Annotated in this window: 12 protein-coding genes; 7 read left to right on the top strand and 5 right to left on the bottom strand. The window is 66.0% G+C overall.

The genetic code is table 11. The features are described from left to right. Nucleotides 1-212: 212 nt before the first annotated feature. Nucleotides 213-1,271 (top strand): cytochrome P450, encoded by a 1,059-nt coding sequence (locus tag ACEN9K_RS11060; RefSeq protein WP_495634416.1) that lies wholly within the window; start codon nucleotides 213-215, stop codon nucleotides 1,269-1,271. Between the two features lie 75 nt (nucleotides 1,272-1,346). Here ACEN9K_RS11060 and ACEN9K_RS11055 read toward each other — a convergent pair whose 3' ends face one another. Next, complete coding sequence (locus ACEN9K_RS11055) at nucleotides 1,347-2,099, bottom strand: lytic transglycosylase domain-containing protein (protein WP_018771012.1); 753 nt, start codon at nucleotides 2,097-2,099, stop codon at nucleotides 1,347-1,349. Between the two features lie 121 nt (nucleotides 2,100-2,220). Between ACEN9K_RS11055 and ACEN9K_RS11050 the strand changes: the two genes are divergently transcribed. Continuing rightward, nucleotides 2,221-2,736 carry a hypothetical protein gene (locus tag ACEN9K_RS11050; RefSeq protein WP_018771013.1) on the top strand — a complete coding sequence of 172 codons (516 nt, stop codon included), beginning with the start codon at nucleotides 2,221-2,223 and terminating at the stop codon, nucleotides 2,734-2,736. Nucleotides 2,737-2,745: 9 nt separating this feature from the next. On the opposite strand, the gene ACEN9K_RS11045 is transcribed toward ACEN9K_RS11050, so the two are convergent. Then, on the bottom strand, nucleotides 2,746-2,943 hold the full coding sequence (locus ACEN9K_RS11045) for a hypothetical protein (RefSeq protein ID WP_495634415.1): 198 nt from the start codon (nucleotides 2,941-2,943) through the stop codon (nucleotides 2,746-2,748). A gap of 902 nt (nucleotides 2,944-3,845) precedes the next feature. Between ACEN9K_RS11045 and bioB the strand changes: the two genes are divergently transcribed. The 4 genes from bioB (at nucleotide 3,846) to ACEN9K_RS11025 (ending at nucleotide 7,611) form a co-directional block, all read left to right on the top strand. After that, complete coding sequence (gene bioB / locus ACEN9K_RS11040) at nucleotides 3,846-4,898, top strand: biotin synthase BioB (protein ID WP_224084450.1); 1,053 nt, start codon at nucleotides 3,846-3,848, stop codon at nucleotides 4,896-4,898. After that, the gene (bsaP, locus tag ACEN9K_RS11035) at nucleotides 4,895-5,128 is read left to right on the top strand and encodes a biotin synthase auxiliary protein BsaP (RefSeq protein WP_261377334.1); all 234 of its coding nucleotides are present in this window, start codon (nucleotides 4,895-4,897) and stop codon (nucleotides 5,126-5,128) included. The genes bioB and bsaP overlap by 4 nt, the downstream gene beginning before the upstream one ends. A 618-nt stretch (nucleotides 5,129-5,746) precedes the next feature. Beyond that, nucleotides 5,747-6,817 carry a zinc-dependent alcohol dehydrogenase gene (locus ACEN9K_RS11030; protein ID WP_495634414.1) on the top strand — a complete coding sequence of 357 codons (1,071 nt, stop codon included), beginning with the start codon at nucleotides 5,747-5,749 and terminating at the stop codon, nucleotides 6,815-6,817. Continuing rightward, on the top strand, nucleotides 6,814-7,611 hold the full coding sequence (locus ACEN9K_RS11025; protein ID WP_495634413.1) for a sugar phosphate isomerase/epimerase family protein: 798 nt from the start codon (nucleotides 6,814-6,816) through the stop codon (nucleotides 7,609-7,611). The genes ACEN9K_RS11030 and ACEN9K_RS11025 overlap by 4 nt, the downstream gene beginning before the upstream one ends. A gap of 82 nt (nucleotides 7,612-7,693) precedes the next feature. Here the strand turns inward: ACEN9K_RS11025 and ACEN9K_RS11020 are convergent, their stop codons facing one another. Beyond that, a complete protein-coding gene (locus tag ACEN9K_RS11020; RefSeq protein ID WP_018771018.1) occupies nucleotides 7,694-8,176 on the bottom strand; it encodes a hypothetical protein in 483 nt (160 codons plus the stop codon). 229 nt (nucleotides 8,177-8,405) lie between these two features. On the opposite strand from ACEN9K_RS11020, the gene ACEN9K_RS11015 reads away from it, so the two are divergent. Further along, a complete protein-coding gene (locus ACEN9K_RS11015; RefSeq protein ID WP_488314654.1) occupies nucleotides 8,406-9,284 on the top strand; it encodes a CPBP family intramembrane glutamic endopeptidase in 879 nt (292 codons plus the stop codon). On the opposite strand, the gene selB is transcribed toward ACEN9K_RS11015, so the two are convergent. Both selB and selA read right to left on the bottom strand, forming a co-directional pair. Further along, nucleotides 9,281-11,077, bottom strand: coding sequence for a selenocysteine-specific translation elongation factor (selB, locus tag ACEN9K_RS11010; RefSeq protein ID WP_488314655.1), 1,797 nt, complete (start codon nucleotides 11,075-11,077; stop codon nucleotides 9,281-9,283). The genes ACEN9K_RS11015 and selB overlap by 4 nt on opposite strands. Before the next feature lie 3 nt (nucleotides 11,078-11,080). After that, nucleotides 11,081-12,412, bottom strand: a complete 1,332-nt coding sequence (selA, locus tag ACEN9K_RS11005; RefSeq protein ID WP_224084444.1) for an L-seryl-tRNA(Sec) selenium transferase — start codon at nucleotides 12,410-12,412, stop codon at nucleotides 11,081-11,083. Nucleotides 12,413-12,426: the final 14 nt, after the last annotated feature.

The following is a 12,426-nucleotide window of genomic DNA, read 5'->3' as shown; positions in this document are numbered from 1 at the left end:
GACCCAGGCGCAGGCTTTGGTTAGGATCAAGGTTCCACGCTCAGTCGTTTGAGGCCTTGGCGCCCGCCGTGCCCCCGGGAGCGCCAAGGAGGCAGAGAGGCCACCATGGACGTCACACAGGCTGCTGATTATCCGCTCGATCCCTTTCCCCACTACGAACAAATGCTGCAGCCGCTCCTGTCTTCCAGGACGGCCAATCGGGGAGCTGGCACGTGTTCCGGTATGACGATGTTCAGCGGGTGCTGTCCGAGCACGCTACGTTCTCATCCCGCATGGGCGGTGAAAATCCGTCCGGCTCCGGCCAGCTCTTCGCCTCAAGCCTCATCACCGCCGATCCCCCGAGGCACCGGCAGCTGCGCTCCCTGGTGACACAGGCTTTCACGCCAAAGGCCGTTGACGCGCTGGCTCCACGTATCGCCGGCCTCACGGACGAACTCCTGGAGGGGATCGCGGCCCGCGGGAGCGGCGACCTGATCAAGGAATTGGCGTACCCGCTGCCGGTCATCGTGATTTCCGAGCTCATGGGCATCCCGGCGGAGGACCGCGAGCGTTTCAAGCAATGGTCCGACGTGATTGTCAGCCAAACCCGCACTGGCCCGGCCAGCGACGGGCAGGACGCAACCGCCTCAGAGATGATCGAATACTTCCTGGCCCTCATCGACCAACGCAGGAGCCGCCCCGGCAGGGACCTGATCAGCAGCCTGCTGTCTGCCGAGATTGACGGCCAAAAGCTCACGGTCCCTGAACTGCTCGGCTTCTGCAGCCTGCTGCTCGTCGCCGGCAATGAGACCACCACCAACCTGATCGGCAACGCCGTTCTATGTTTGTCTGAGTCGCCGGGCTCTCTCGAGCGTGTCCTTAAGGAGCCGGCCCTGCTTCCCCAAACCCTCGAAGAGGTGCTGCGGTTCCGGTCGCCGGTCCAGTCCATGTACCGGGTGACGGTGGCGGAGACGATTTTGGGCGATCAGCGAATCCCGGCCGGGGCACCGGTTGTTGCCTGGATCGGGTCCGCCAACCGCGACGGGCAGCAATTCGAGCGGCCGGCGGAGTTCGACATTGACCGCAACCCCAACCGGCATCTGGCGTTCGGCCACGGCATCCACTTTTGCCTCGGCGCGCCCCTTGCCCGGCTGGAGGCCAGGATTGCGCTGGAGGCACTGCTGGCCCGCTTGCCTAAGCTCTCCTTGGCTCATGAAGCGCAACTGGAGCGGATGGAAAGCACCATCGTTTACGGACTGAAGGCACTTCCCGTCAGGTGGCAGCCTGCCTGACGCACGGACGGCCGAGTCCACGGGGAGACCCCGTATGCACCTGAAGCCGGCACTGCGACCGCCAGCCGCCCGGCATCATTCGGGGGTGCCCGTTTCTGCGGCGTAAGCGGTCGCCTGGGCCCGCACCTGACGGATGTAGGCATCGGACTGGTTGTAGGAGTGGATGGCGTCTGCCCACCCCTGCGGGGTTGTGAGGTCCCGGCCGTGGGCGCACAAATATGTGGCCGCGCTGAGGGCGGCGTCGTCGATGTTGGACGGGTCCGCTGTTCCGTCCCCGTTCCCGTCCCTTCCTGCAAGCCGCCACGTGGAGGGAATGAACTGCATCGGCCCCACCGCGTGGTCCCACCGGGCGTCGTCGTCAAGGGCGCCGCCATCCGTATCCGCGATGGCGGCGAATCCATCGCCGTTAAGGCTTGGTCCCACGATGGGCCCGCTCGCATGGCCGTTGCTGTCCAGGCGGCCGCCGCCATAGGTTCCATGGGCTGATTCGACGAAGCCGACAGCAGCCAGAGTATTCCAGCCGATTCGACACATCGGGGTGGCGTCATTGGCCGTGGCGGCGGCGCCAACGTAGGCCCGCAGGGCCCGGGCAGGGATACCGGTCTGGGTGGAAGCCTCCAGCAGCCACTGGGCGTCCGGGCTGCGTGTTACGTTGACGGCGGTGTCGATGCCGGCGGGGCCGAGTGCGAAAGTTGCCCCTGCCCGCGGCGGTGCGGAAAAGGCCACCCGGGCGTCCGCGCCTGGCTGCCGGATGAGCCAGAAGGAGACAGCAGTGCTGATGCAAACGACAAACAGGCTGAAAACAACAAAGCGTTTTACACGGAGCACTGACTAATCAAACCATCAACCGCGAGGGCTGAAGGACGAGCCGGTTCCCAACCCACCATGCAGCGCCCGGGAACATCGTCGGATCCATCTTCTTCAGCACGCAGTATCGGTACCATCAGGCATGGGCAGGAAGAACTACCTCATCGAAGGCGGCTCAGGAACCGGCAAGACCGCTGTCTGCGACGAGTTGCGCCGGCGCGGTTATCACGCAATCAACGGTGACCGCGAACTGGCCTATCAAGGCGATCCTGAGACCGGTGAACCACTCGCCGGCATCACCGGCGTCTCCGTGCACCATCACCATCTCTGGAGGGTGGACGACGTGAAGGCCCTCACCGAAGACCGGCGGGAGGCGGTGACGTTCTTCTGCGGCGGATCCAGGAATCTCTCAAAGTTCATTGAGCTTTTTGACGCGGTGTTCGTTCTTGAGGTGGACCTCGAAACGCTTCGCCGGCGGCTTGATGCGCGCCCAAAGGACGAGTGGGGAGGGCGCCAGGCTGAACGGAAGCTCATAGAACGCCTTCACGGAACACGGGAAGAAATCCCGTCCGGTGCCATTGCGATCGACGCTACTGCACCACTCCAGAGCGTGGTGGATGACATCCTCCACAGGACCGGAACAGGTTCCGGGAGCTAAGCAGGCGGTTTACGAAACCTGCGCGCGATGGTTGTCTGCAAGGACGGCAAGGTCGCGGATCAGGCGCTGTACCTCATGTTCCCGCCTGCTGGAACGCGAGGTCTGTTGAACCGTGCCGGGTCTTGCCAACGGCCCCACAGGTGGAGCGGGCACCGGTGGCGTCACCGTATGTTCGTCCTTGGCGGCCGGCGGATTGCTTGTGCTCATGCGGCCCCCCTTGGCCTGGTCAATTGGGGGACTGTCCCCCAAGTCGTAGCTGTACGGCCACTTTAGGAAGCCCTGCGGCCACGGGGAAGATATTTTGTCCACTACAGGGATTTATTGTTTCAATCTTGAGCTTGGCTTCATTGTCGGCTGTCGACCAAGAACCCCCACGGCCTCCCGCCGCGAAGGTGCTGCCAGTGACCGGACCATTGCCTTGAACCGCGGGCATGGCGACCATGGAAAGGTGGGAATGAAGGACAGGCAGCGTGGTCTTGCTTTCACCCTTTGCTTGCCGACTGTGGCCTGGGGAATCGCCGGCTGCGCGTATGGGTACAAAGAGACTGTGCAGAGTCCCATGGCGAGCCCGTCCCCAGTCGCTGATTCCCCTGCCCCCTACGTTGACCCCGCTCGTCCTGGAGCGCGAGGTGGGAAACTATGCTGAGCTGGACCGGCTTCTTAAGGCAGTACCCGGGCCTGCGCTCCTTTTCGAGGAGGGACCCCTGGATGGCCCCGTCAGGGGGTTTGGCACGATGGCGAAGGTGCCGGCGGCTGGGCTGTACACCGTCACCGTAGCCTGCGTGGGTGGTTCCGGCGCTGTGGTCTCCGTGGGGCAGGAGCATCCCGGCGCCCCCTTTCAGCCGGTGGCGCTGTGCCTGAAGTGCGCAGGGGCCACGTCCAGGGTCCTCCCACTTGAGCAGGGGTACGTTTTTGCGCATCTGGTGCTGCCCGTTCCGGGCGATACGCCGTGGACAGGGGCGGTGGGCGGAGTACGTGTCACCGGTCCCGGCGCGTCATCGTTGGGCCCGTCACCGGATTCTTTGTTGGACTCCTCCAAAATCGAGTCGCCCAGGGAGAACTAGCGTCTGCTGTGAGGCATATTCCATGTAGACGCAAAGGACCAATTAATGACCATCCAGGCAAACCTTCCCAGCGCCGGCAGCACCGGGACCACCGCGGGCGGAGGCTGCGCAATCCTGGAAACCGCCGGCCGGCAGGTTCTCGGGGACGGCATCGGCCTGAACCAGGCCCAGCTCGAAGAGGTCCTCCGGCTCCCGGATGAGGCACTTCCAAGCGCCCTTGAATTGGCCCACCAGGTACGGCTCCGCCACTGCGGGGAGGAAGTGGAGGTAGAGGGCATTATCTCCATCAAGACCGGCGGCTGCCCGGAGGACTGCCATTTCTGCAGCCAGTCCGGTCTCTTTGACTCCCCCGTCCGTGGCGTGTGGCTGGATATCCCGGAACTGGTCAAGGCCGCCAAGGAGACAGCCGCCACCGGGGCCACGGAGTTCTGCATCGTCGCTGCCGTCCGGGGGCCCGACATCAAGTTGATGAACCAGATCAAGTTCGCCATCGACCGCATCACCCAGGAAGTGGACATCAACATCGCCTGCTCGCTGGGCATGCTGACGCAGCGCCAAGTGGACCAGCTCAAGGAGTGGGGGGTGCACCGCTACAACCACAACCTGGAAACGGCACGCAGCTACTTCCCCGAAGTCGTCACCACCCACACCTATGAGGAACGGCTGCAGACCTGCGCCATGGTCAAGGACGCCGGCATGGAACTGTGCTGCGGCGCCCTTATCGGAATGGGTGAAAGCCTGGAGCAGAGGGCTGAACTGGCCGCCCAGCTCGCAGCCCTGGAACCCCACGAAGTGCCGCTCAACTTCCTCAATCCCCGGCCTGGAACCCCGCTGGAGAACCAAGGCATCATGGACGGCAAGGACGCCCTCCGCGCCATCGCCGCCTTCCGCCTGGCCATGCCCCGCACCGTTCTTCGGTACGCCGGCGGCCGCGAACTCACCCTCGGCGACCTCGGCACCCGCGATGGCCTGCTCGGGGGCATCAACGCCGTCATCGTGGGCAACTACCTCACCACCCTCGGCCGCCCTGCCACCGCAGACCTGAACCTGCTCGTGGACCTCAACATGCCCATCAAGGAACTTCAGAAAACGCTGTGAAGAGAGCTTTTCCCTCCATGCATTCAGCCGCCGGGAACTTTTGCGGGCACTGCGGCGAGGCGTTCGACGGCGGCAACCACCCGCCGTCGTACGCCCACCAACGCTGCGGCGAACGCATGGCAATGGAACCGCCGCGGTACTGCGCCGCCTGCGGGCGCCGGATGAAAGTACAGGTGACGCCGCTTGGCTGGACAGCGGAGTGTTCCCGGCACGGCGTGGTGGTGGCCTGAGCCGGGGGCTTCGCCCACGTCTATTGACTATGGTGTGGCACCGCGCTATACCTCAACTAAGTCCAGCAGCAGGCCCCGCTTCAGCTCAGCCGGAGGCCGCTGTGACATCACCCCTATCCCCCACCCGCTGCAGGATCCTGCGCGTCAGCAGCCACCCCGGACCCCACCATGGCATGGGACCGCCCGTGGTGCGTCCGGGTACAGAGGCACCACGCCAATGACCCCGTTCTTTACGTGAACCAGCAAACCCCTGCTTCCTGAGGAAGTGCCGCAGTGGACACGATTCCGACAGTGCTCCTTGTCATCGGCGTTGCGTTCGCCTGGATCGGCCTGACCGTCCTCGTGATCGTCCATCTTCGCCGCCGAAGGAACGGATCCACCCTGGTGGCGTCAGCGCCGTCTACCACGGTCCACCTTCATGCAAGGCCATGGCACAGCCGCATGCGCCGAAACCGTGCCGCTCCACACCCCCGGAGGGTAAGCCTGCGGCGGGCACGGGGCCGAGGCAATACCCCCCACATCTGATCACTGTCTCGAAAGCAGCGCCGCGCTGGACCCTTGCATACTGAAAGCACCGCCATGGTCCCAGGCACCAAATCGCCTCAAGGAAGATAAGCCGTGTACCGCCTTCTTCGCTTTGCAGGCCCCGGCAAAGTAGAGATCATCGAGGGCCAGAGCGTTGCCCTCCAGCCCGGAGAGGTTCGGGTCCGCACCCTGTTTTCGGGTATCTCGGCCGGGACCGAGATGACCGCGTACCGGGGCACTAATCCCTACCTGACCTCCGAATGGGATCCCGGGATCCGCCTGTTCCAGCAGGATCTACGTGAACCGCGGCTTGGCTACCCCCTGGACGGGTGGGGATACTCGGAGGTCGGAGAGGTCGTGGAGGTTGCTGCCGTGCCCGACCCGGTCGATGAGGGGAAGGACGCCGGCCGGCCTGTCAAAGTCGGAGACACCGTCTGGGGCATTTGGGGGCACCAGTCCGAGGCTATCCTGCCGGCAAAAACCGTGGCCGGTCACCAACTGCCCGAGGGCATGGACCCGCTCGCTGCCGTATTTGTGCGGGTGGGAGCGATAGCCCTGAACGCCGTCCTGGCAGCTGACCTGGGGGTGGGTTCGACGGTTGCCATTTTTGGCCAGGGCGTCATCGGCCTGCTGGCCACCCGCTTCGCCGTTTTGAACGGCGCGACGGTGATCGCAGTTGACGGAATCAGGGTGCGCCATAGCCAGGCACTCGCTTGGGGTGCGGAGGAAGCCTTGGCGCCGGACCCGGATCCCGCAGCCCGGATTCGCGAACTTACCGGCGGCATGGGGTGCGATTGCGCCATTGAACTCAGCGGGAACTACCGCGCCCTCCACGAGGCCACGCGGGCCGTGGGTGCCGATGGCACAGTGGTTGCTGCCGGCTTTTACCAGGGCGGCGCGGCACCTCTCCGCCTGGGAGAAGAGTTCCACCACAACCGGGTCCAGATACTCGCCTCGCAAATCGGTTCGGTCCCAAACCGGCTGCGCAGCCGGTGGAGCGTTCCCCGCCTGGAACAGACAGTGATCGCTTCGATCGCGTCCGGCGCCCTGGATGCAGCCTCGCTGGTGACCCACCGGTTCGACATCGCAGATGCTGCCAAGGCCTACGAGCTGTTGGATAACAATCCCGAGTCTGCCCTTCAGACAGTTTTGGAGTTCCGATGATCCCGCTCACCGTACAAGAGCAGCACCTGCCCGGTAGCTGCCTGGAGGAGAAATTTGAGAGAGCCGTTGCCTGGGGCTTCGACGGAATTGAGCTCCGCGCCCAAGGCGACCTGGGTTTCCAGAACCGTCTGTCCGAGCTTCGGCGCGCACGGAAGAACGGAGTGGTCATGCCCACCGTATGCGTGGACATGCTTCACTTCATCGGAGACTTTGACGAGGCCCTCCGTCGGGACGCCGTGGTTCAACTTCGATCCCAGCTAAGTGTCATGGCCGAGCTGGGGGGCCGGGGCGCCGTAACCCCGGCCTCGTACGGCATGTTTTCAAAACGCCTTCCCCCGTTCATTCCGCCGCGAACCCCGGAGGAGGACACGGCCGTGCTTGTTGATGTTCTCGGTCAACTTGGCGGGCACGCCGCGCGCGAAGGCGTAGAACTCTACCTGGAACCCTTGAACCGGTACGAAGACCACATGGTCAACACACTCGCCCAGGGCGTGGAACTGCTGCGGAAAGTCGGACTCGGTTCGGTCAAGCTTGCCGCAGACACCTATCACATGAACATTGAAGAAGCAGATCCCGCAGCGGCCCTGGAGGCAGCGGGCGCTTTCGTCGGCCACGTCCAGGCCAGCGACTCCAATCGACTGGAACCGGGCGCCGGCCACATCGACTGGGCTCGGATCGGCGCCGCCCTCAAGGCCATGCGGTACCAGGGAACAGTGGCCCTCGAGTCCCGGCTTTCCGGTCCCCCTGAACTGGTCCTGCCCCGGGTCCCGGAACTGCTCAGACGCTTCCTCTGAGACGCTGGCCGTTCGGGGGATAATCCATCGGTGGCCGGCGCCTTTGTAGAACGATGCTTTCTTGCCGCCGCTGAACGCCCTCCTACATCCGTCCTGAGGCAAGATCTGCGTCGACATTCGCATCCGCACCGCTCATGTCCTGCGAACTGTCCGAACGCACCGTCTCTTCTTTGGACGCCTGCATTGAGCGCCAGACTGCTGCCCCGGCCGCCAACGCTACGAGCCCTGCGATCCACCACCACATCCGGAAGGCCGGCTGCCGGGACCTCACCGGGCCGCGTCTCTTGGCTCGTCCGGCCGGTTTCGGGCCAACGCGCTTAAGCTGTCCCTGGACCCGTGGCGTCAGTGTCTCCACACCCCCGGCAAGCTCATCGGCCAACCGGCGCAACAGCGCCTGGAGGCGGGGAGAAGCGGTCTCGATGCCTGCATCCAGCCCGGCCACCGCCCGCTGAAGCGCAGCCTGCACACCAGGCGTGGCCCATTCCCTGCCTCTGGCCAGCTGGCCCATGAGGTTCTCGGAGAGATGATGGACCCGCTCGGTTTCAGTCATTGCTGCTCTGCGCATGGATGCCTCCTTGATGTAATGGATGACGACAGACTAGGGCGCGGAGAAGTGCCCAAACAGGGTCTTTGGAACCAAGACAGGTCTCCGGGGCGTCCCGGCGCTCCAGAGGTACAGGGTGCCATGACCAAAGCCCCTACTCCGCCATTGCCTGCACTATCACGCTGGGAGTTGGGGGTAGCAGCTCCCGGGTCACCGGCGGGCGCGCGTTTGGTCAGGCAGGAGGGTCCCCATGACAACGCAACCACAGCCCGGAGTGCCGCTCGTTTCGGGCGCCGCCGGCAAGGGGTTCTCCTCGTTCACGAGGCGCCATCCCTTGCCTGTTTTCTACCTCCTCGCATTTTTCATCTCCTGGGGCGGAATGGTTGCCATTCTCAGTGCAGGGCACCTAACCGTAACCTGGGCCGCGGCGGCGCTCCCGGCAGGGCCCGCCGCAGCCGGCGTTTCCCTTACCGCCCTTCTATACGGCCGAACAGGGCTTCGGGAACTCGGGACCCGGCTGCGCCAATGGCGGGTGGGCCCCCGGTGGTACCTTTTCGCCCTTCTTACTGGCCCGATCGTCATGGCTACGACGGCGGCCATGGTCTCGATGATGTTTCCGGGTTACTACGCGGGCACGACCACACTGGAGGGGACAGCGGCCATTATCCTGGGCGGCCTCCTGGTCGGGCTCGCGGTCGGCATCCTGGAAGAGCTTGGCTGGACGGGCTTTGCCCTGCCCAGACTCCGTAGGCGTTACGGCATTCTTTTGACTGGCCTCATCATGGCCCTGCTGTGGGGAACCTGGCACTACCCGATGTTCGCGGACAGCACTGACCCTTCAGGAGCTATACCAAACGCGGTTATCGTGGCGGTGTTCCTGTTTGCCTGGCTGCCCCCATTCCGGGTGCTGATGGTGTGGGTCTACGACCGGACAGGGAGCCTCCCGCTGGCGATGCTCATGCACGCGCCGCTTTCGGCAGGGGCGTTCATCAACTCTTTCATGGCATCAGGTACGGCGACCGGGATGGCGGTCCTGATGCCGGCACTGCTTTGGGGTGCTGCATTCTGGACGATTGTTGCGGTTGTCTTCCTCGTCAAAGCCCGTCGACTTCGGGACGCAAACCCTTAGCGCACCACCTTGCGGTGGCCTGCGTCCAACCGCTGGGTCCACCCCCGCGAATCGAGGTGTTCCAGCAGTGGAACCGCTATCCGGCGCGTCGTTCCGAGGGCTTGGCGCGCCTGGCTGGTGGTAAAGGGCTGCTCCAGGCCGGCTAGGGTTCGCATCGCAAGGGCCGGCGCCGTTGGCAGCAGCACCACGCCGTCACGCAGCCTCAGCAGGCGGCCCGAGCGTTCTGCAGCAGCCAGCTCCCGCGTGCCCAAACCCAGCGCGGCCAGCTCCTCGGATTCCGGGGCCTGGAACGTATGCGTGGTGAGCCTGCGCTCCAGCTCGGCAATTGCCGGTTCGATGGGGCCAAGGTGGCCCCGGCTGCCGGGCAGCCGGATGTGGCCTGCGTCCTGTTCCAGGGCGGCCCCACGGATGACATGGGAAAGCAGCTTCTCGTCGGGCAGGCGAAGCAGGTTGCGGGCTGCCCCCATGGAAAGGCCCGGCGCCAAGGGATCGGATTCCTGCAGCGCCTGGACTGCGTTGCGAAGCTGGTGCTGCCAGGCCTCAAGGACAGGAGCGTGCACCCACCAGTCGTCGATGACCTGCACGCCGGACGGCCCTTCCGGGTCCTGCCCGGACAACAGCCCGAGCCGGCGCAGATGCTCCACCTGCACGGCTTTGCGGGCTGCCACCTCCCCCAGCACGTCACCCGCCGGGTCCATGCCTGCAAGCCGCTGGGCCCAGTGGGCGCCGTCTCCGCGCCGCCGCAAGGCCGGTGGATCGGCGTCGAGGATGCGTGCCCCGCCCAGCACAGAGCGGCTTCCGGGGTCGCGCAGCACCAGCCGGTCGCCCAGGACGAGAGGCAGGTGCCTGTCGAGGACGAGCCTAGCGTGGTCGGCGCCGAAAGGACGCAGCCTGGCCGGCACGGACGCGGTGCCAACATGGACCATGAGCTGCTCCGGCACATCCGTATACGCCACACCGGTGGTCCGTTGGATGCCCACGACGCCGGTGGTGGGCCAGGCATCGAGGGTGAGCAGCGCATCACCGCGCCGGATGTCCGTGGCGGAAACGTCGCGCAGGTTGAGGGCCACACGGCTGACTGGCGCCACCGAGGTGTACGAGGTGTCGCGGCTTTGCAGGCCGCGGACGACGACGGACCGGGAACCAAGGTGACCAAAGAGGCCCAGCCGGTCCCCCTGGACGATCGTTCCTGCGGCCAGCGTTCCGGTCACCACGGTGCCGGAACCGGTGATCGTGAACGACCGGTCCACCCACAGCCGGACCCGCCCATCTGTGGCGGGTTGGGGCACACTGGCCAGGACGCCGTCGAGCGCTGAACGCAGCTCAGCCAGGCCGGTGCCGTCGATGGCGGACACGGCAACGGCCGGGGCATCCCTCAGACCAGTCCCGGCCAGCTCCACCCGGGCGCGTGCCAGGACGTCCGCCACCCGCTGGCTGGACGCCCGGTCCGCGCGGCTGAGGACCACCACACCGTGCTCGATGCCCAGCGCCGCCACGGCGTCCCGGTGGTCACTCGACTGGGCCTGCCAGCCTTCGTCGGCGGCGACGACGAAACACACCACCGGCGCGGGTCCGATGCCGGCAAGCATGTTGCCCAGGAAACGCTCGTGGCCGGGGACGTCGACGAACGCAACGTCCTGCCCGGACGGCAACGTGGTCCAGGCGTAACCCAGGTCGATGGTCAGCCCGCGGCGCCGTTCTTCGTCCCAGCGGTCCGGCTCCATGCCGGTAAGGGCGCGGACAAGGGTGCTCTTGCCGGAATCGACGTGACCGGCCGTGGCAACGACGTGCACGGTTCAGCCCGCCCTGCCTGCATCCGCAGCCTCGAGGGCTGCCAGCGCCTGCCGAATGGCCTCGAGAATCCGGTCGTCGTCCGCGGCGGGCACGCACCGCAGATCGATCAGGCAGGAACCGTCGTGGACGCGCGGAAGCACGGCGGGATCGCCGGTACGCAGGAGCCGCGCCAGTCCTTCGGGGAGCCGGAGCGCCCACCCGGGCAAGGCAAAACCGGGGGCGCCCCCGCCGCCTACCCTGCCGTCATGCGGCACCACCGCTGCCCCGAGTTCCTGGGCCAGCCGTTCCGTGCGGCGCCGCAATTGCCCGACGTCGGCGTGCAGCGCCTGTACGACGGGCGGCATTCCGCCGGCCACGGTCGCCTCCAAGGCAGCGAGGGCAAGTTTGTCGGCCCGGACGGCCCGGGCAAGCGGGTGGCGGGCCAACCGGGTGATGACCTCCTTGCGGCCCAGCAGCAGGCCCGCCTGGGGTCCGCCGAGAAGTTTGTCGCCGCTGGCGATGACGACGTCGGCCCCGGCCGCCAAAGCGGAGGCAACATCAGGTTCATCAGGGAGGTGCGGGTCGGGTGCCAGCAGTCCACTGCCAAGGTCGGCCACGAGCGGTACTCCGTGTGCCTGCGTCAGCGGGGCCAGTTCATGCAGCGGAACAGCGGAAGTGAAACCGTCTACCCGGAAGTTGCTCGGATGGACCTTCAGCACGCAGCCCGTATCGGGGCCGAGGGCCGCTGCGTAGTCGTGCAGGTGGGTCCGGTTGGTGGTGCCCACCTCGCGAAGCCTTGCCCCTGTCGATTCCATCAGGTCGGTGAGCCTGAAGCCTGCACCGATCTCAACGAGTTCGCCGCGGCTCACCACCACGTCCCGGCCGGCGGCCAGGGCTGTAGTGGCCAGTACCAGCGCCGCTGCTCCGTTGTTGACCACCAGTGCGTCCTCAGCGGCGGGACAGGCGGCGAGCAGTACCGCCCGGGCCCCGGCGCCACGGCGGGAGCGGTTTCCGTCAGCCAGGTCGAGTTCCACGTCAACGTAGCCGCTGGCTGCGATAACAGCTTCGACCGCGGCCGCGGAAAGGGGTGCCCGCCCCAGGTTGGTGTGGACGATGACCCCGGTGGCGTTCAGCACCGGGCGGAGGGTTGTTGCCTTGCGGTCAGCGACGGCGGCCAGCAGGACTGGCTCCACCTGGCCGGGAGGAAGGTCACCGCGCCGGGCCTGGTCCTGGATGTCCCGGACGAGTTCGCGGATCACACGCTCACTCAGCCGTGACCGGGCTTCGCGGACGGGCGGCAGTGCCAGCAGGTCGTCCGTGCGGGGAATCAGGCGGCGGGGATCGACGTGGTCCACAGCCCTCCTCATAT

The sequence above is a fragment of the Pseudarthrobacter sp. Pseusp20 genome (assembly GCF_059492155.1).
This window is presented reverse-complemented; position numbering and strand designations above follow the sequence as displayed.